The sequence below is a fragment of the Bacteroidia bacterium genome (assembly GCA_033391075.1).
Classification (GTDB): domain Bacteria; phylum Bacteroidota; class Bacteroidia; order J057; family J057; genus JAWPMV01.
Window position 1 is genome coordinate 1 of sequence record JAWPMV010000002.1, and the last position, 20,690, is coordinate 20,690.

Genomic DNA, 20,690 nt, shown 5'->3' on the forward strand with positions numbered 1-20,690 from the left:
AACCCATGCAGTGGCCGGGGCTAAGTCAGAAAGAGCAGCGATAGATTTTCTTGCCCGATTCATGGCATAGTGCTCTAGCGCATGACCGAGACTAAACAAGAACAGGAGCAAGGCAGCCTCTTGCCATTTTCCCAAAGAAGCAGCTCCTGCTGCTGCAACCAGCATAAGAAAATCAATCTCAAATTTTCCTTTGCGAATGGTTTCTATGGCTTCGAGCAATGTAAAATAACCGCCTAATATAAGGGCGATCACGTACAGTGAAATCGTAAGCCACTCTGGAATATTTTCTAGAAAAGACAGTAGTACTCCCGAAAGCCAAAACACCCCACTGCCAATGGCAAAATAGAGTTCTGTATTTTCTCCCAAAAACTCACTGTGTCCGTGTTCGTGATCATGTTTTTCTCCATCTTTATGCTCATGCTCCTTAGCGGTTGCCTGAACGATTTTAAGGCCCGTCTTTTTGATGACTATTTCAACTTCCTTCTGGGTAATATGCTGAGTGTCCCATTCTAGCTGGACTACTCCGCTAGCTGAAACGGATGCTTCAACAATCCCCTCTACTCTCACCAACGACTGCTCTATGCTCCTGGCATGTCTTTGATGGCGGATGCCTTTTACATCCATGAGAAGATGGCGATAACGATCGGTGAGACTTGCTCCGTTTTGCTGGGCAAGTGTTTTTACCTTGTTCAAGGAAATGATTTGAGGGTCATAATGAATGCAAAGCTGAGCAGGTTCACCTTCTTTTATGTGGGCATCTTCTATGCCATTTTGGGGTTTTAGTGCGAGAATTAACCGCTCAACACATCGGTCCTTTTCGTCTGGTATTTCTGGCAACAGAACGGGTATTTCAAGTTGTAATTTTTTCATGAGGATTAACTGTAATGTTAAAAAACAAGGAAGGAGGGCCATTCGCAATCAAATGGCCTCCTTTTGGGTTAATGATCCTCCTCTGCCTCGCCTTTATTCATTTCTGCCATCAGATAATAAGCTCCTGAGAGGACAACTTTGACATCAGGAGGAAGGGACTCTATCGAATATACCTCTGTAAAGCCGTTTTCCGTTACCCCGGTCCGTACCAACACTTTGCGAAATTGACTCTCATTATGGTCTTCTGACTCTTCGAGAGATACATCTTCGGGTAACTCGACAAAGATATAGGACTGTCCTTCCTCGCTGACGATGGCTGATTCAGGAAGTGCGGGGACCGTAAGGGCATCCAACCAGATTTGCGCTTCTGCATATAAGCCCCCGATAAATTCAGAGTGTTCCTCTGTCAGATGGCCATGAATATTGACCGTGCGGTTATCTTGATCAAATTCTTTCCCAATCAAATGCACATCGCCTTCATAGGTTTTGTTTCCCTGAGTAGGTAGTCGGAAGGTGATTCTTTGCCCTTTTTTGATCCGAAACAAATCTTTTTCAAATACCTTGAGTTCTAAATGCATGTGCCGATTATCAACCATCTCATACATGGTGTTTTCTGGTTCAACTAAGGCTCCAAGGCGAATATTTACCTTAGTGATATAACCAGAAAAGGGTGCCCGAATGGCAATCCTCCGCTGTATGGTACCTGTCTCCAGGTTTTGGGTTGAAATCCCAATATAGTTGAGGCGTTCTTTTAGGCCCGTTTGCTTCGCAGTCATCGCATTGAATTCTGCCTCTGTTTCCTGCAATTTTTTCTTGGCACTAACATGAGCAGCCGCCAAGGTTCGCTGCCGCTCTAGTTCCAGGGCCAGGAATGTCAAACGACTCTTCACTTCCAAATATTCTTGTTGGAGTTGTAGGTAATCAGGATGCGATAGTTCGGCTAAAACAGTTCCCTTTTTGATGTAATCACCTTCGAGAAAGCGTGTCTTTTCGACAAAGCCTTTGTGGGGAGGATTGATAGCTGCCTGATTGGAAGGGGGTAAATCCAGCATCCCATTAGCTTTAACATACCCAGCCAGTTTCATTTCCTGGAAGCTACCTGTTTTAAGTCCTGTCGCTTCAATCTGCTGGCTGGTAAAGATAGCGATCCCTTCAGGACCAGCCTCTTCTTCGTGTTCATCTTCAGTCAATGTCGCCTCAGTAGAAGCCGTTTTTGAATCACAGCTACTGAAGAGCAAAATGCTTATTACAGCAGCTATGAGGAATATATAATATGAAATTCTTTGCATGATTTTGTTACTCAAAATGGATTAGATACCTAAGAGATAAGATAGGCCAATAACGGCCTGATTGGTTTTTCGTATGCTTTCCAAATAGGAAATCCTGAGCGCAAAGGCTTGATCGAGGTTCTGGATATAGGCCACATAATCAATCTCGCCAGCCCGGTAAGCCAGAGTTCCACTTTGGACTAGATCCTCTGCCAGCTTAAGGCCTTCTGTTTCATAGAAGGTAAGTTGTTGCCTGGCGGTTTGATATTGCCGATGTAGCTGATCCCAGGCTGAACTAAGTCTTAATCGGGTATCTTCAGCCTGACTAGCAATCACTTTCCGCTCGATGGCATGCGCTTGACTTTCAGCCTTCTTTGCCCGCAACCACAAGGGAACCGATATGCCTACCTGCCATCCTTGAAAACCACTAGCTCCATCAATTTGCTGGCGAAAGTATCCAGCTGAGAATTGGGGCAAAAGCTGCGCTTGAGCGACCTTCTGTGATTTTTCGGCTACCATAATTTGCTGCTCAACAAAAATCAGATCAGGGTTTCCCCCAATATTACTTGCAGCACCTCCCGGTAAAGGAAACGAAGAATAAACCGTATTAAGCGGAACCATGAGCGAATCAGTGGTACTGAGCCATTGCTGCAAAGTCCGGTGGCTCATGGCTATCTGACTGAGCACTTGCTGATAGTCCAGCTGAATTTGCTGGAATTTTGCTTTTGCCAATTGGCTTTCCACTTGATTGCTTTCCCCAGTCTGAAAACGGAGATCCGCAGCTTCCAGGAAATCTTGATAGTACACAAGCAGAGAATCATATTGATTTCGCTGTTCAAGCCAGAAATGCCAGGTTTGATAAGCCAAACGTACTTCTCTGCGGAGTTGGTTTTCACTGATGTCTTTGGCTCGTTCTGCTAAGTCTGTCTTCGCTTTTAACAGATCGCCATTGCGCTGATATACCTGTGGAAGCGAAAAACGTTGACTTAACTGCCATTGATTATCCAGGGCAGCAGTATTAAACTGTCCGCGACCATAAGAAAGTGATGTCGCTGGAAGATCAAAGGCACTTTTTTGAAGAGCTTGTTGTCTTTCCACTCCAAGAACCGCTGTTTGTATTGAAGGATGCTTGTCTAAAGCCAACTGCACTGCTTCTTCAGCGCTCAGGGGACGTTGTGCCATACTAGTTAGTGGAATACTTAGGCATAAAACAAATAATCCCTTCAAAATTATCCCGGAAGCAGAAGGCTGTGCTTTTGAGCGGTTCTCATCAAAAAAAATCCGATATAAAACAGGCAGCACTAGAAGCGTAAGCAAAGTGGCTGTTATCAAGCCTCCGATGACAACAGTTGCCAAGGGTTTTTGCACCTCTGCGCCTTCTGAAGTTGAAAGAGCCATCGGTAAAAATCCCAATGAGGCAACGGCAGCAGTCATGATGACAGGGCGCAGACGCACACGGGTTCCTTCCAGGATGCGTTCTCTGACGTCATTCACACCTTCTTTTTTAAGATCATTGAAATAGCCAATCAGGACAATCCCGTTAAGTACTGCGACGCCAAACAGGGCAATAAAACCAACCCCCGCCGAAATACTGAAAGGCATACCGCGTAGGGTAAGTGCCCAAATGCCTCCAATGGCTGAAAGCGGAATCGCGGTGAAAATAAGCAAAGCCTGCCCAAGAGAATGAAAGGTCAGATAGAGTAGAGTAAAGATAAGGAGCAAGGCCACTGGCACAGCAACGCTCAGCCTGGCTTTGGCTTCCTGCAGGTTTTCAAACTGACCGCCATAGGTAATATAATAGCCAGGTGGAAGATCAACCTTCTCCTGAAGGGTTTGTTCAATTTCACCAACCAGACTTTCTACGTCCCTTCCTCTGGCATTCACTCCCAGGACAATCCGACGTTTGGTGTCGTCCCGGCTGATCTGCATGGGCGCATTTTGGTATTCAATGCTTGCAATTTCATTAAGAGGAACACTGTTCCCATTGGGGAGAGTTAAGTACAGTTCACGCAGGTTTTGAATGTCTTGCCGGAAGGCCTTTTCCAGCCTTACAACCAGGTCAAAACGTTTTTCCCCTTCAAACACCACTCCTGCAACCTCGCCAGCAAAAGCAGTTCGCACCAAGGTATTCAAATCCTCAATATTTAATCCATATTGAGCGATTTTATCTCGATCGTACTGTACCTGCATTTGGGGAAGGCCAACGATTTGTTCTAATTTGGTATCACCCACTCCGTCTATGACTTGAATGGCTGCATTGGCCTCCTGTCCTTTTTGATACAAGAGCTGCAGATCTTCCCCGTAAATCTTGATCGCAATGTCAGAGCGTACTCCCGTCATGAGTTCGTTGAATCGAAGTTCAATGGGCTGGGAAAACTCAAAATTGACTCCGGGAATTACTGCCATAGCCTCCTTCATTTTTTCGACCAGTTCTTCCTGGCTCCCTGTGGTTGTCCATTCGTCCTTGTCTTTCAAGACGATAATCAAATCACCAGCTTCGATAGGCATCGGGTCTGTGGGAATTTCTGCTGCGCCAATCCGGGTAACGATTTCTTCTACCTCTGGAAACTTCATCAAAATTCCTTCCAGGCGGTTCATCGTTTCGATAGTCTGACTAAGTGAACTTCCGGTTTTGATGGTGGCATTGATGGCCAGATCGCCTTCCTCCAGGCGAGGAATAAATTCTCCCCCCATATTCGAGAACCGCCAAAGGCTGAGGCCAAATAGTATAATTGCTACCCCAATGACTAGCGAGCGGAATCGAAGAGAAAACCGAATGGCGGGATCATATATTCGTTGGAGTACCTCTATAATACGATCAGCAATGGTGCGCTTTACTTCTATTTTTTTGGATAAAGCTAGCGCAGACATCATCGGAACATAGGTCAGGGAAAGAATAAAGGCTCCCAAAATGGCAAAGCTTACCGTTTGGGCCATGGGAGCAAACATCTTTCCTTCGATCCCTACCAGGGCCAGGATAGGGAGATAGACAATCAAAATGATGATTTCCCCAAAAGCCGCAGAGTTTCGGATTTTGATAGCAGAGGTTCTGACTGATTTGTCCATTTCTGCCTGCGTCAGCACCTGGTTTTTATGCTGGGTATAAAGCCTATGTACAATACTTTCTACAATGATGACCGCTCCATCTACAATGAGACCAAAATCAATGGCCCCCAGGCTCATGAGGTTAGCTGAAACGCCAAAAACATTCATCATAGCAATGGCAAAGAGCATGGCCAGGGGAATGACAGAAGCTACCACCAAACCGGCGCGGAGATTACCCAACAGTAGAACCAGGATAAATACGACGATCAGTCCACCCTCGATCAGATTAGTACTTACTGTTTTGATAGTTTTGTTAACCAGTTTACTTCGGTCAATAAAGGGATCAATGGTAATGCCTTCAGGCAGGCTTTGCTGTATTTGCTCAATTCGGGCTTGTACCCGCTCGATTACTTCTGCTGAATTGGCTCCCTTGAGCATCATGACGATCCCACCGACAGTTTCCCCTTCGCCATTACTGGTCATGGCTCCATAGCGAGGGCTATGACCAAACTGGACTTTGGCGACATCTGAAATGCGAACCGGGATGTTTTCGACGGTTTTGACAGGAATTTTTTCAATGTCTTTGAGGGATCTGACCAGGCCCTCACCGCGAACGAAATAGGCATTGGGTCCTTTTTCGATATAGCTTCCTCCGGTGTTTTGATTGTTTTTCTCAACGGCCTGATATACTTCAGCCATAGTTACATTCATGGCCCGAAGCTGCTCGGGATTTACCGCAACTTCGTACTGTTTGAGAAAGCCTCCAAAACTGTTAACCTCGACGACTCCATCAACACCAGAGAGTTGTCGCCTGACAATCCAATCCTGGATACTTCTCAGTTCCATAGGAGAATACAGGCTGTCATAGCCAGGTTTAACATGTAGGGCGTATTGATAGATCTCTCCCAGGCCCGTTGAGATGGGCGACATTTCCGGGCTACCAAGTCCAGGAGGAATTTCTGCTTCTGCAACCTTTAATTGTTCAGAGACCAATTGACGGGGTAAATAGGTCCCCATGTCTTCTCTAAAGACCACCGTTACTACGGATAGGCCAAAGCGGGAGATAGATCGGATTTCGACCACCCCCGGCAAATTTTGCATGGCCAGTTCTACAGGATAGGTAATAAACTGTTCTACCTCCTGGGCGGCCAATGTAGGAGTCTGCGTGATGAGTTGTACCTGATTGTTGGTAATATCGGGGACCGCATCAATGGGCAATTGCCGCAATGAGTACAAACCCCAGCCAATCAGACCTAACACCAGCAGGCCTATGATGAACTTATTCCGAATGGAATAAGCAATAATGTTATCAATCATGCTTAGCTGATAATATGTAATGAATGAAATGAGCTTAGCCTTATGCTCATAAGGAGCAAGGCCAAATCAGGTCAGAGGGACCTACTAAATTCAGCTAAGCTTTATAGGAGGGCGAAGAAACGGAAGAATCACCTCGTTGGTTCTCAGGTTGGAATAAAACCCATGAGGAGGAGATTGGATTGATACAAGTGGAAATAAGGGCAAATCGCCAATAACGATATGGGTGTGGCAACAATGACACATACAATAGGGAGAACAGTGTCCTTCATCATGTTCACCTTCATCCTCAGCAGGAGAAGGATTTAATAGATCGTTTTCACTGATGCTTACCAGGTGAGAATCATCCTGTGCAACTGGCTCTATATCCAGGCAAGGATAAAATGCCATAAGCAGCATATAGAAACTCATTATGTAGGACAAGATTCTCATTTATTCACGCAAATGTACGGATTGTAGCGGATAATGTTGAAGAAATTACTTTAAAAACCTAAGGTTCAGGAATATGTTCTACAAATACATTGTCAGCAAACTTTTTGGAAACGGTCATAGTCCTCTTCGGTTTTTGATAGGCCATAAATATTATTAGATTTGTCTAAATTGTTTTTAAGTTTAGTTTAAATTTTTTTTTATTCCAATCTAATAAAAAGCTATGAGAATAATCATACCAGCCAAAGTATTTTTTCTGCTTTGGCTAGTGATCCTTTCCATCGCTTGTGAAAAGATCATTCCTGTTGCTCCTCCTGAAAATGAACTACTGGATGGCCCAATCGAAGGTTTAAGCCCCGCTGAACAGGCTCAATTCCTGGCAGGGGATATTGCCTTTAATGACGAAGTATTTACGGTTGAAACCGGACTAGGACCTTTGTTTGTTGCCACTTCATGTGGCAGTTGCCATATTGGGGATGGGAAAGGGCACCCTTTTACTACCCTAACAAGGTTTGGACAGATTTCACCCAATACAATGCCTGATGTATCCATTGGAGGTCCGCAGTTGCAACACCGGGCTATTCCTGGCTACGAACCAGAAACAGTGCCGGAAGGCTCACCTTTTATGAAATTTACCCCTCCGGCGGTTACAGGATTGGGCCTTCTCGCAGCACTGACTGACGAGCAAATCCTGGAACAAGCTGATCCCAATGACGCTAACGAGAATGGCATCTCGGGTGTGCCCAACTTTATAAGTCCTCCTGAATATTTTATTCCGAAGTGGTATCACCAGCCACAGGATGGAAAATACATTGGGCGATTTGGCAAAAAGGCAGCTGCAATAGATTTGCTTCAACAAACCGTTGGTGCCTATAATCAGGACATGGGAATCACTTCTACTTTTGAGCCACTGGATGTTGCATCTGGGTTGATTACTGATCCCGAAGTAACAGATGAGACGGTAAAAGACGTTGTGTTCTATCTTAGAACTCTGAAAGCTCCCTTGCCCAGGTTATCCGACGATCCACAGGTTATGAAAGGCAAATCCTTATTTACTGCAATCCAATGCAGTTCTTGCCATACTCCTGAATGGACAACACCCGAATCTGACATTGCTGCCTTATCCAATAAGACCTTTTATCCTTATACTGACCTGCTCCTTCACGATATGGGACCTCAGTTGGATGATGGAGTAACAGAAGGATCGGCTGAAACTTTTGAATGGAAAACTCCCGCTTTATGGGGCCTGGGCCTTTCTCCCGATTCTCAAGGAGGGGAATATTTCCTGATGCATGATGGAAGAGCCAGAAGCATCGAGGAAGCTATTTTGATGCATGGAGGGGAGGCGGCAGAAAGCAGTAATAAATACCAAACATTGAATCCGTCAGACAAGGAAGCTCTTATCCAGTTTTTAGAATCCCTGTAAACGAGGAAAATGAAAAGAAAAGAGTTTTTATCGACTTGTGGTTCAGTTTGCCTAGGCTTAACGGGCATTCCGATTCTTCTGCAAAGCTGTATAGGGACTAAATTCCTAGATGGAACGCTAACTGAATCTTACTTGGAAATCCCGCTGAGTGCTTTCGAAATCATAAAGAAAGAAGAAAAAAGATTTCGCAAGTATGTAGTGGTCCAGCATAGCAAACTTCAGTATCCTATTAGTGTATACAGGTTTTCATCATCTGAGTATCAGGCCTTATGGATGAGATGTACCCATCAGGGTACTGAGTTACGCGCTTATAACAATCGGCTCCAATGCCCTGCACATGGTAGTGAATTTACTCAAAGGGGTGAAGTGCAAGATGGCCCTGCAGATGCATCTCTGCGAACATTTCCTGTTATCATTGAAACTAACACCCTCAAAATACATCTGGCATGAAGAAGCTGATAGCTGGAAGCATATTCCTTTTCTTCTGTCTCTGTGGTTCCGCCCAGATTGATAGTTCGCTACTTATAAGGACACCGGTTGATACCTCCTTTCAAAAAAGCATGAATATGGATGCGGTTTACAATCGCCCTTTTCTGCAGGTGGGGAAAATGCCTGTTACAGTAGGAGGATATGTAGAAGCAGACTATCAATATATAGGCGAAGATGGTGTAACGGAAGGGCACAGTTTTCGAATCCCGCGCATGACACTTTTTGTTGCTTCTTCTATTCACCGAAAACTGAAATTTCTCTCTGAAATCGAATTGGAGGAAGGCGGTAAGGAAATTGCTATCGAGTTTGCGGCCTTAGATCTTGAATTACATCCTCTCCTCAATTTCAGGGGCGGGGTGATCATGAATCCTATTGGTGCCTTTAATCAAAATCATGATGGACCGAAATGGGAATTTGTGGATCGTCCTATCGCTATGACCCAAATGCTTCCTGCCACCTGGAGCAATGTAGGTTTTGGGCTGTATGGAAAGCAGTATCATAAGCAATGGGCTTTGGGGTATGAAGTGTACCTAAGCAATGGCTTTGATAATTCGATCATCAGCAATTCAGAAAACAAGACCTTTCTCCCTGCCTCTAAAGCCCATGCTGACCGTTTTGAGGAAAGCAGTAATGGCCAACCTTTGTTTACGGGTAAAGTGGCTGTTCGCCATCAGATGATCGGGGAGATCGGACTTTCTTATATGGGCGGGATTTATAACAAATTCGAAGAAGATGGATTAGTCCTGGATGAGAAAAGGCGAGTAGATGTGATTGCTGTTGACCTTAATACTACTATACCCCGAATATCAACCTACATAGTTGGAGAGTGGGCTTGGATCAAAATAAATGTTCCTGAGACCTATACACAGCAATTTGGAAACCGTCAACATGGCGGGTTTATTGATATTGTCCAACCCATCCTAAAGCGAAAAATCTTTGGCTTTAAGCGGGCTGTCATCAATGTAGCTTGCCGATTGGAGTATATCGATTGGAACGCAGGAAATTTCAAGGAAACAGGAGGCAATATTTCAGATGATCTTTGGGCAGTTGTGCCTGGCATCAGTTTCAGGCCTACTAGGCAAACTGTTTTTCGACTTAACTACCGATATATGCAGCAACAGGATATCCTTGGTAATCCGCCTGCTAAGATTGGTGGGATTCAATTTGGGGTTTCTTCATATTTTTAAACTGAAAGGCATTATCTGGTCCTTTTGCAAATAATTTGGTTTGTATCTTAGATGGCAAATGCGATGATATAAGAAATTTTCTCAAGGATTCTCAGAAAGTAGATGAGACCTATATAAAAGTAAAAGGAGTATGGAAATATCTTTACAGAGCCGTGGAAAAACGGGGAAGAACCATCGACTTTTATCTGTCTCACACTCGGAGTGCAAAAGCTCCAAAACGCTTTCTACAGAAAGCAATCAAAGAATTAAAGGATTGGCAACAGCCCTGTGTGATTAATCCGGATCAAAATCCTAGCTATGGAGCAGCAAAAAAAATGTTGAAAGAAGAAAATCGTCTGGCAGAATTTAGTGAGCACCGAAAGGCCAAATACCTAAATAATATTATTGAGGCTGACCATGGGAAACTAAAGCGGCTAATCAAACCCACTCTAGGATTCAAATCCATGAAAACAGCCTATGCTACAATCAAGGGATTTGAGACCATGCGTATGTTCAAAAAGGGGCAGTTTGATCTGTTTATGTATGGAGCGAAAAGCAAACTCATGGGTGAAATCCGCCTAGTCGACAGGCAGTTCGATTACTTCTAAAAAATGACCACCGGATAACAATCTTTTGCTTAATCTTGGTATTTGCAACAGAGCCCGAAAACGTACCCTTGCCTCTTTTTCATAGCGCAGATTCAAGAAAAAGTTCCAGATGCAGCTTGATTTTTGCCCCGCACATTTTTACGCTCTCCTAAACTTATGCGTGAATAAGATCTACATGTTCTGCATGTTCGACATGGGAGGACTTATTCATAAAGTAGAACCTTTGCCAATGCGAATGGGTAAACCTTTTTTCAAGTCCTCTGTTTTTGACAAATTCTTGGGAGGCTATATCTTCTAAACCAAAACAGAAATAGATTTGTGCGATTCCCAAGCTGTTACAATCTTTGATGATCTCCTGATAAAAAGCATCTAAGGTTTCCTGTGGCACCTTGTCTCCAAAGCCACAAAATCCGTAAGCAACATGACTATTTTCAGGGAATTGATGAGAATACTTCGCTCCAGGCAATTTAAGTTCATATTTACCATTCCTCACCCAGACCAGAAAAACAAGTTTTCCATTTTGTGTCAGAGAGTATAATTTATCTCCTCTCGAAAAGCGTGTTAATGACTTTTGGAATAAGGTTTTTCTGGAAACATAGTACAGCGGTTCATGGTAGTTAACCAAGTCCGAGAAGTCATTCCTTTTAATCGCATAGGACTCTCCCAGACCTAAGGCCTCGGGAATCCCTTGAGGTTTCATTACTTGAAAGACTCGATATTCATGCTTTCTTTGGATAAAGTTCAAACATAAATGAACCAATCCCTTTAACCCGCTTTTTGACAACCTTTTGAGATATGCCCTCAGTTCGGTTTTCCAAAACTTGACATCATAATCATTTACTCCAGCTTTGGCGAACAAACGAAAACCGTTTTCTTTTAACCCATGTTTCAAATCACCAAAAGCCTTGGCTCGCGCATTAAAGTAAAAGGTCATTTTTTTCACTTCCCGCATATGGTTTGCAAAGCGGCTTTTGTATCCGTCTTTTCCGGGAGTCAAGTCAATGAGTGTATATCCTTCTTCAGGCCCAGACTGCGCCAGCTCTATCAAGTGAAGTTTTCCCGGAGAATTTCGGCTTTCAGAAGGATCGTAGCTTGTATAACCCGCTAGACAAAGTTCTTTGCCGTCTACATAGCCATGGTTAAAAGCAATAGGTTTGTCATCTAACCACAGTACAGAGAAATGACTCATCTCTGGGAATTCCTGTAGAGCTATTAAAAAATCCGTTATATGAGGATCTGTTTCAAACAGTCTTTTTCCAAAGAGGGCTTCTTTTTTGAAATCACTTTGCCGGGAAAATTCCTTTAAAAGAAATTCCATCCTATCGGTTCCTGAAATGCGTTCGTATCGAAAATTCCCCCGTTCATTGTACTGACGGTAACATCGTTTTACGTTCGCCCGTTTCTTTATTTTTTTCAGCTTGGCAGGATTTTCCAAATTCCAAACAGGATCCGTAGCAATCTCTAAATGACAATAAATCCCATGTTTAGTCAAGGATTCTTTGTTAGTCCAGGAACTATTGGAGTCCGGAGCAACCCAACCCAATCGCCAATGTCCAAAAGAAAAATCTTTCTTTAAGGTTTTTAGGCAATGTATTCCAAATGATTCCTCATAATCTGCTTCAGCAATAAACCCATGGTACTCTGCAAGTTCATCACCTGCACAAACCACATAGTTCTTTTCTTTGTGTATAGCCAAAGGTAATAGACCCACCAATTCGTTGTCATCGTCCCAAGCTAAAAAAAGTAATGGGGTAAAAAATCCTGAGTAGCTTTTGTACCAAGTAGTTACAAAATCATAGCCTTGAAAAACTGAAAGCTTCGTTTGTATTTTTAATAATCTTTCCCAGTTGAGCTTAAGTGTTTCTTTCTCAATCTTATCAAAGACTTCTGCCCCTTGATAAGACTGAAAAGTAAATTCCTTGTTCATAAAGTTTATTAAGTCGGTCATTTCTATTATTACTCGCTATATAAGAAGCAATGGTCCAGTAATTACTCCCATTTTTATTATCAAATATTATCCAGGCATAATTATTTTCATCTTCATTTAGAAACAATTGCGGATCAGAGAGAGAACTATTATATGAAAGTTCCAGTTGTGCAGTAGGAGCATTCGTTCCTATGCCTACATCGCCACCGTTATAATAAGCAATAGTTCCATTCTCACTCCAAATACTTGAACCAGAATTGTCATTGGCCGATTGACTTCCATTCCACTTTAATACTTGCCCAGATAAAGGAGCTGTAGCAGCAACGGTCTGTCCTTGTATGGCAGCTACATTCGGATTGGGATAAGTCCCGGATAAATCTCCCCCGGCAGATGCGCCTACAACAATATCATCTCTTGCATTTATATCTCCCGTACTTGAAATAACACTGCCATTGGTATTTATTCCTGCTCCTACTGTATAAGTCGTCCCTGTTGGCAAGGTTATACTCCGAGGGGCGGTATTTTCAGCACAAGACAAATAAATCAGTGCAAGAGTGTGGTTTTGGAAACAGACATTTTTTTCCAGTACAAGACCAAAAGATTTGGTAGTCCCAATCATATTCTTCTATTTTTTGCATTACACCCCTAAATGTGTAGAATTTTGACTGCTTCATCTGCAATCGAACAGAAATAACTTCAACTTTAATATTGAAATTCCTATTCGATCATTAGTTTATTCATCTTTATAGAATCATCCTCATAAACAACAACAATATAAAAGCCTGGACTCAATTGTGAGAGATCTAGACTAAAAGAGATAATTCCATTTTCTGAAAAAACACTGTCTGAGAAGTAAATTTTTCCATCGACTCCAATTACTTTAAATTCCGATTGCTCTTGCAAAGTCTCAAGCTGAATATTAAGCTCTTCATTAGCTGAAATAGGATTGGGATATATAAATGATTGTGGGGGTTCTAGCCCAGGGGAATATAGACCTTGGAATAATTTTTTTGCCTTTGTAAATGCTTCTACCCCAATTTTTTCTCCAATCAATCTACCTGGGATATCATCAGCAGGGGGATGAATACCTCCCCAAATTCTTGAAAGACTGGTTTGATCTGAGGCATCTCGATATGTTGCCCATTGTAAAATTATATCTTGACTTGGTCCTTCTTCAAATACTAAAAATTCATTCTTCTTTGCTACAAATTCACCAATTCCTCCTGGGAAAAAAGGATCTCCTGTAAGTAAGGTAAGCACCTCTGCCGCAGCACGAGAAAAGGTTGAGTGGCCTGAGATATATCCTGCAAAGTTTGGAGTTACAAAACTAGGCCTTTGGTACGGCCACCAATTTTCTGCTAGAATCCACCCTACACCTGCTTTACTAGTATCAGGATCTATTATAAATTCAGGTCCCTTCCATGCTTTTAATTTAATTTTACCTATATGTTGACCTTGGACTCCCGCCAAGGGATCGCCTTCCTGAACAATTTCAATTTTCCCTGCTTCCAAGGGCAATCCATCAGGATCATAATTGAGGAGATTAGGATCACTGGATTGTCCACGAACTCCCATCCACCTAATTGCTGAAATAGGTCTTACATAGTCGTAATATCCTTTTATTCCCCATGATGCAATCGCAGCATCATGCATTGCTCCAGCCAGGGTTAAATACGATTTAACGTCCCACTCCAATGCTGATAATTCTTGGCCTTGTCCTTCGAACTTCCTTTCGAAAAGTGGATGATCAATTACATAGTTTAAAATCGTAAACCAATGTCCGGGTGGGGTTTCGGAATCAGGCCCATCTGCCCAAAACTCTGCCAGCACTCGTGTATAATCTCCTCTAAGTACCCATTGAGGATCGTAAGGAGAACCAGTATAAGGGTTGATTGAGTGTCCATTTCCAATGTCTCCGCCTTCATAACGGTTATAAAATGATTTCAACCCTTCTGTCGTAGTGGGTAAGTTCTCGAGAGGAATATTACCTCTTGATGCTGGTGATATATCCCATAAAACAGAATCATTAGGGTCTAAATGTGAGGACCATAAAGCTACTAATGAAAACCCCCATTGATAGTTGGTAAAGTCAGTATTTGATCGCTCTATGGGTAAATATGGCGGTGGGCCTGGATCATGATAAACATAGAAATCAGTACCGAATTTCTCGAAGATTTTTACATCATCATTTTGCAACGCGAATGGTAATACTTTGCCCCATTCCGGACTCAAAAAAGGTGGTACGTCCCCTGGTATAGGGTTACCAGCTTGATCAATAAAAATGTCAAATGTCAGTGGCTGCCATTTATTGGGATCTGTTATGAAAGGATTTCCTGGATCGTTCGGATCCATTGGGAAATTACTGGGTACATAATATTCATTTCTGTAATTTTCCTCTTCATTAGAATAGTCATTGGAACCATAATCAATCAACCCTTGGCCGATATAATTTCCCAGTCCAGATAGGCTCCCATTTGTATAATTTATAGACAGATTATTGGGATCATAGCCAAGAGAACGAAGTAGAGAATCACATTTAGAGATAGTTTCAATAGACCCAGGTGAATTTCGAAATCTATACCTCAATAATCTAGCCAATGCATAGCTCATGATTTCCTCTCGGCCTTTTTTAACATCCCCTTCATAATTAAACCCCTCAAACCCTAGGGTGAAATTATGTACAGTTTTTCCCAATAGATAAGTTTCTGAATTTTCAGATAAAACAGCCCATGCATCATACATAGCTATTGAGGTATGGAAAAGATTTCTGGCATGGACAGTTGGTCTTGCAAAATCATTTCTAATTCCTTCAAGTAGAACCTCATTCCATTTACGGGCCACAGAATGCTGTGATTTTGATACTGATGAAAATAGTACTAAGAATAGAAATATAATGAATCTTACATTTTGCATGTCGTTATTTTTTTGATAACATCAAAAATAGGAAAGGAAATTACATTTCCTAGATCCCCGATCTAATTAACCATTTCCCAACTTTTTGCATCGGCTGTTCAATCAACTTATAGGATACATAAGAAATAGGAATGGTTATGATTAAAACGGTAAATAATCGAAAAATGTAATTTATAATGGCCCAAAGAGGATTAGTTGGCTGGATAAAATCGAGAAAATTCCAGTATCCCAACCAATAAAGTACGGCAAAATGTACTAAATATGCCCCATAGCTAATTGTACCTAAAAATTGAAGGGGTGAATTGACTATAAATTTGAACTCATATTTTGAGAGGGCCAAAAGCAATAGCAAAAAACCCAACCCAAATGCTATGTTAGGTGGTATTAGCTTGGGCCAAATCATGGTAGCTAAGAATAAGCCTGCCAAAGATCCTAAGTTAAATTTTGATACACTTATATCTCTTTTTATTACGATAAAGTAGGCGATAATTCCACAGCCAAATACAGGTAATTGAGCAGGTAAGTAAAGATTTAAATAGGCCTTCCATAATTCAATCTCCTCAATGGGTGGGTACTGATACCCTATCGCTTTGAGGATTTGTGCCAAAACAAAGGTGCCTAAGGTGAAGTGAATCGCTTGGTTCAAATTTTTAATTCGACCTATTAGCATAGGGATTAGTAAATAAAACATCATTTCAGCGGTGATAGACCAGCCTCCAGGGACTACACTTGTAATCCATGTTGGGCGTACCCCGTGAATGAATAATACATTTGCTAAAATATTCCAAGGCGTTACGAAGGGTTCATTTCCCAACCAGAAACGGCCCCCGAAACCATCTTGCCATAAATAGTAAGCAATGCCGATGTAGTAAAGAGGGGCAATTCTAAAATATCGTCGAATAAAGAAATTCCGAACAACTTTCCTTTCTTTTTCCAAACGGTATTGATATGACAAAAAAAGCGTGAATGCACTGACTACAAAAAAAAGTTGTACTCCTCGTTCTCCCTGGCTTATTAAGGCATCAAAAAAATCGGGATATTCATTGAAGCCATAGCTGCCTGTGTTTACAATCATAACCCCTAAAATAGCAAGTCCTCGTAACGCATCGATATAATTTAGTTTCATGTATTTTAATAAAAATGAGCTAGAGAATCCAAAACTCGGGATGTTGACCCAAGGACCTCACCTGGGAAATAATCTCATCTGCGTAGGTAGGATTGCTTATCAAAACAAGGTCTGGCTTATATGTGAGGACAAATTCCGGAGCTACTACCTTTTGTCCACTTCCTGGCAAATACTTTCCATGACGTCTTGCATTAATGTCTACAATGAATGGTATAAGATCATTGGCATCAAATACATTAAAGAAAGTAACTGCTCTAGTCCCCGCCCCCCAAGCTAAGACCTTTTTATGCTCAAGTTGAAGTTGGTGTAATCGTTTATCTGTTTCTGATTTTAACTTTTGGAATGCTTGATTCAGCCGAATAGTTTTCTCTTTTAAGTTCTTATTTACGTTTCGCTGGAGTTCGCGAATTTCAGCTATACTTAGCAGCGAGGAAGTTGGACGTGCTTCTATTGCCAAATAATTGTTTTCCCAGCAGGAATAAATATCTAATACTTCAAATCCGCATAAACTGAATATGTACGTCAGGGATTCCTTTGTAAAGCAGGATCGATGTTCATAGCCAAAACTGTATATACTTAATTCGTCAAGAATATTGTTGGTATTAGGAACTTCAAAATAAACAATTGGATTTTCGCTAGATCCTAAATTTTCCCTGACCATCTTCAGAAAGGTGATTGGCTCAGAAATCAAATCTAGAAGAAGGCGACAAACCAAAAAGTCTGGCTGTAAATAGTGATAGTTACTACTATAATAAGCTCGAATAAATTTCAACCTATTTTGCGTTTCCTTTTCAATTAATTTATTCTTAGGTCCTGGATCAAAACCTATTCCTATATTGTTCCCTTTTCTACAAATTTCCTGTAAGAAATATCCTTCTCCACACCCTACTTCTATTATCTTTTTTCCATATAGATTATATTTTTTGATTAATCGGTCTGTCAGCTGATCTATATATATTTGATAAGAAGAAGATTCGGCTAAAGAAAAATCATTTGAATCAAATTTCAGCTTTTCTAAATTATGCCCTTCATTGCAGATGAATCCGCAAGCATCGCAGTATGAAAGAATTATATCACTTCTTGAAACCATAGAGGCTCGCTTTGGTGAAGGACTAAAAACACCACTCTGAGTAGGGATTTGTGGAAGACGGAAGAAAGGATTGGCTTTATTTTTGCCACATAATGAACACATAGGGGAAATAGAGTCTTCCTGAGAAACTATTCTTATATTTTTAGTAGTCATGTCAAAAATGAAATCAAAATCCTAGGAGGTCTCCTTGTGATAAAATATTTGGGAAAGCCAGAAAAATAAAGTTTATAGTCTAAGTCGCAGATATGTTAAAAAAGGCTGCCAGTTATTGATAAAGAATCAATATTTATTTCAGTTCACGTTTCATAAATTATGGAGACTTTTAACAAACTATATAGAATGTGAGTACAGATCAATCGAATATTGAGGCCCTAATCAAAGGATGTAAACTAGGTGATAAAACTTCACAGGAAAGTTTATATAAACTCTATTATGGATATGCTATGGGTATAGCTCTGCGATATAGTGGTTCTCGGGAGGAAGCAATGGAAATACTTAATGATGGATTTTTAAAAGTATTTGTTCAGTTGCAAAAAGGAAGTCAGGTAACTTCATTCAAAGCTTGGTTGAGACGGATTTTGATAAACACTTCGGTCGATCGGTTCAGAAAAGAGAAAAACAAAATAAAAACAGTTGAAATTGTGTATGCTTCATCTAATAAGGATTCATATTCAATTTTAGATTATCTTTCAGAACAGGAAATCATTAATTTTATCCAACGACTTAGTCCAGGATATCGAATTGTATTCAATTTATTTGTATTGGAAGGATATTCTCATAAAGAAATATCTAAGAAGCTCGGTATTGCAGTAAGTACCTCTAAAGCTAACTTGAGTAAGGCTAAAGCAAGTCTGAGGAAACTTCTCCCCCAGCTAGCCCCAGAAAGATTTGAACAATATGGATGAACAAAATATAGAGAGTAGGCTCCGAGATAGATTTGAGGTTTATGAAGATCCTACCTATGATGAGGAAAACTGGGAAAAATTATCCCGTACACTTGGCACATTGTCAGACGCACCCAAGAGCCCTTTTTATTTTTCACCCAATATGTTAAAGATGGGTGTTGCTCTGCTTCTTTTTTCTAATCTGATTCTTATTGGCTTTCTGTTAAAACAAAACAAGCAAATCGAAGATTTAGTAGCGGTTCAAAGTAATACAAACGGGAATCATACACCTACTCTGAAGAATGAAGACTCCGCTTCAGCTAAATCTTCAAATGAGATTGTCAAGAACGATGACCGTGAAAATAAAGAAGAGAATCTAGATTTAAATGTCCATTTACCTGGACCATTAGTTCATAAAGAACCAGTTGATGGTAACGAAAAAAATAAATTAGAAGGAGTTATAAACGAACCAAAAATTGGGAATAGCTTAAAAAATGAAGATGCTGTGGTTATATCTGAAACTCAATCTGGAGGCCAGAGCTTGATTTCAAATAATGATGCGTACCTTCCGGGTTCCATATTGGATTTGGTTTCTTCGAATATCCTTAATACAGTGGAACTTCAAAACCCTCTTAATGCCTCTTTTCTCGTATCTACTTTCCATATGGATAATAAGGGTCAATCCCAATTTCTAAAAAACGATAAGAAAAAGTTTGTCGAAATTCTAAGACCTGGAATCTTTGTTGGCTTACCGCGAATAAGCACTGATATAAGTAAAGCAGAACCTGGTTATGAATTCGGCTTAGATTTAGAAATAGCATTATCAGATAGGTTCCATCTCTATACAGGAACAACCCATGTCTTTCTTTCTTATAAGATAGATGACCATGGACGTCCAGAAGAGCTTAACGAACTATTAAGCACGTATCCTGCTATTTCAGAAGATCAATCAATCAGAAATTTACACGAGATTTTTGCAGATGCGCGAACTTTGGAATTTCCTATAGGGGTTCGTTATGAATTGAATAAGGGAGAACATTTGCAACCATTCATCGATGGAGGTATCTATGGAAAATTGTTTTTAAAACAATTCTTTGAATACGAATACTCTATATCGGAAGATCGGTTTATTAAAGAAACTGAGATCCGGAATAACAACTTCAATTTTGGGGGAATTTACACGTCTATTGGCAGTCGATTCAGGCTTACGAATAAATCTATGGCTGAGTTAAGTCTATTCTACAGGCAGGACTTGATTCCACAAGGTTCTGAGGGGCGAAAATTTTCGTTTTGGGGGATTAAAGGAGCTGTTCGCCTGGTTCCTTCCAGATAAATTTCCTGAAGTTCGGAGTATTAATATTTGAATTAAGGCAGAGTTGATAACATTAGCAAAGCCATAATAATCATTAAAGAGTTTTCTGTTAGCGTTACCTTTGTCATGGGTAAGTTGAAAACCGTTCCCAGGCAGGCACATTGAATTTCATTTTTCCGCAGCAAGGCCTGGCTTACTCCTACTGTTCCTATTCCTATAATCACGAGTGTGATAATATTTGTCAAAAAAAGGTTCGCTCCCCCCAAATAGGCTATCCCCAAACTTAATTCTATAAATGGATACACAAATGCATATCCCAACCACCGTTTTGCGATAGGATCATAGCCAGCGAAAGCATAAGCAAAGCCTTTTATATCCAACAATTTAAAAAAGGAGAATACGAGGAAAAAGCCCCCCATAAAATGTTTCATAGCTGTTTGGCTATTCCATTCTCCCGCCACAAACTGGCTTAGCCCCACCCCTAAAATCAGGTAGGCAAATATCAGAAACAAGGGAAATAATCTTTTGTAATTGTTTACTTGAATATCCTCTGATAAAGAAACTGTTTCTGCTATGATAGGCGAATGAAGTTCGCTTATGGTATAATTGCCTGCTTGATCCAGCGCTTTCTGTAATTTCTCAGTTTTTACATGGGAGTTCATTCCAATCCTGGCTTCACCCCTTGATAAATCTACCCTTACTTCGTTAATCCCAGATATTGCTTCCAAAGCCTGATGTACATGCTTTACACAACTATTACAGGTCATCCCTGATATCTCATAAGTTTGAATCATGATACTTCTTATTATTTATTACAAATATC

The 20,690-nt window shown here is 41.0% G+C and carries 15 protein-coding genes and 1 pseudogene; 6 read left to right on the forward strand and 10 right to left on the reverse strand.

Annotation, left to right across the window (positions count from 1 at the left end):
- The 4 genes from R8P61_32425 to R8P61_32440 all read right to left on the reverse strand — a co-directional run.
- A partial coding sequence (locus R8P61_32425) for a heavy metal translocating P-type ATPase (GenBank protein MDW3651830.1) occupies positions 1 to 870 on the reverse strand: 870 nt, incomplete at its 3' end.
- Between the two features lie 68 nt (positions 871 to 938).
- Positions 939 to 2,159, reverse strand: coding sequence for an efflux RND transporter periplasmic adaptor subunit (locus tag R8P61_32430; protein MDW3651831.1), 1,221 nt, complete (start codon positions 2,157 to 2,159; stop codon positions 939 to 941).
- 21 nt (positions 2,160 to 2,180) lie between these two features.
- The gene (locus tag R8P61_32435; protein ID MDW3651832.1) at positions 2,181 to 6,500 is read right to left on the reverse strand and encodes a CusA/CzcA family heavy metal efflux RND transporter; all 4,320 of its coding nucleotides are present in this window, start codon (positions 6,498 to 6,500) and stop codon (positions 2,181 to 2,183) included.
- 90 nt (positions 6,501 to 6,590) lie between these two features.
- Entirely contained in the window at positions 6,591 to 6,929 is a 339-nt protein-coding gene (locus R8P61_32440) for a DUF6660 family protein (GenBank protein ID MDW3651833.1), read from the reverse strand.
- A 220-nt stretch (positions 6,930 to 7,149) separates the two neighbouring features.
- On the opposite strand from R8P61_32440, the gene R8P61_32445 reads away from it, so the two are divergent.
- The 4 genes and pseudogenes from R8P61_32445 (at position 7,150) to R8P61_32460 (ending at position 10,615) form a co-directional block, all read left to right on the forward strand.
- Positions 7,150 to 8,352 (forward strand): di-heme oxidoredictase family protein, encoded by a 1,203-nt coding sequence (locus R8P61_32445; protein ID MDW3651834.1) that lies wholly within the window; start codon positions 7,150 to 7,152, stop codon positions 8,350 to 8,352.
- 9 nt (positions 8,353 to 8,361) lie between these two features.
- Positions 8,362 to 8,802, forward strand: a complete 441-nt coding sequence (locus R8P61_32450) for a Rieske (2Fe-2S) protein (GenBank protein MDW3651835.1) — start codon at positions 8,362 to 8,364, stop codon at positions 8,800 to 8,802.
- Positions 8,799 to 10,028 (forward strand): hypothetical protein, encoded by a 1,230-nt coding sequence (locus R8P61_32455; GenBank protein ID MDW3651836.1) that lies wholly within the window; start codon positions 8,799 to 8,801, stop codon positions 10,026 to 10,028. The genes R8P61_32450 and R8P61_32455 overlap by 4 nt, the downstream gene beginning before the upstream one ends.
- Before the next feature lie 89 nt (positions 10,029 to 10,117).
- Positions 10,118 to 10,615: pseudogene (locus tag R8P61_32460) on the forward strand (IS6 family transposase).
- Between the two features lie 154 nt (positions 10,616 to 10,769).
- Here the strand turns inward: R8P61_32460 and R8P61_32465 are convergent.
- From R8P61_32465 to R8P61_32485, 5 genes are all read right to left on the reverse strand, one after another.
- Complete coding sequence (locus R8P61_32465) at positions 10,770 to 12,542, reverse strand: GNAT family N-acetyltransferase (protein ID MDW3651837.1); 1,773 nt, start codon at positions 12,540 to 12,542, stop codon at positions 10,770 to 10,772.
- Positions 12,493 to 13,161: a hypothetical protein gene (locus R8P61_32470; GenBank protein MDW3651838.1), complete on the reverse strand. Its 669-nt coding sequence runs from the start codon at positions 13,159 to 13,161 to the stop codon at positions 12,493 to 12,495. The genes R8P61_32465 and R8P61_32470 overlap by 50 nt, the downstream gene beginning before the upstream one ends.
- 98 nt (positions 13,162 to 13,259) lie before the next feature.
- A complete protein-coding gene (locus R8P61_32475) occupies positions 13,260 to 15,455 on the reverse strand; it encodes a T9SS type A sorting domain-containing protein (protein MDW3651839.1) in 2,196 nt (731 codons plus the stop codon).
- A 49-nt stretch (positions 15,456 to 15,504) separates the two neighbouring features.
- Positions 15,505 to 16,581 (reverse strand): acyltransferase, encoded by a 1,077-nt coding sequence (locus R8P61_32480; GenBank protein MDW3651840.1) that lies wholly within the window; start codon positions 16,579 to 16,581, stop codon positions 15,505 to 15,507.
- A 19-nt stretch (positions 16,582 to 16,600) separates the two neighbouring features.
- On the reverse strand, positions 16,601 to 17,824 hold the full coding sequence (locus tag R8P61_32485) for a methyltransferase domain-containing protein (GenBank protein MDW3651841.1): 1,224 nt from the start codon (positions 17,822 to 17,824) through the stop codon (positions 16,601 to 16,603).
- A 188-nt stretch (positions 17,825 to 18,012) separates the two neighbouring features.
- On the opposite strand from R8P61_32485, the gene R8P61_32490 reads away from it, so the two are divergent.
- Both R8P61_32490 and R8P61_32495 read left to right on the forward strand, forming a co-directional pair.
- Positions 18,013 to 18,576: a sigma-70 family RNA polymerase sigma factor gene (locus R8P61_32490; GenBank protein ID MDW3651842.1), complete on the forward strand. Its 564-nt coding sequence runs from the start codon at positions 18,013 to 18,015 to the stop codon at positions 18,574 to 18,576.
- Positions 18,569 to 19,888, forward strand: coding sequence for a hypothetical protein (locus R8P61_32495; protein ID MDW3651843.1), 1,320 nt, complete (start codon positions 18,569 to 18,571; stop codon positions 19,886 to 19,888). The genes R8P61_32490 and R8P61_32495 overlap by 8 nt, the downstream gene beginning before the upstream one ends.
- 32 nt (positions 19,889 to 19,920) lie before the next feature.
- Here the strand turns inward: R8P61_32495 and R8P61_32500 are convergent, their stop codons facing one another.
- The gene (locus tag R8P61_32500) at positions 19,921 to 20,661 is read right to left on the reverse strand and encodes a cation transporter (GenBank protein MDW3651844.1); all 741 of its coding nucleotides are present in this window, start codon (positions 20,659 to 20,661) and stop codon (positions 19,921 to 19,923) included.
- Positions 20,662 to 20,690 lie beyond the last annotated feature (29 nt).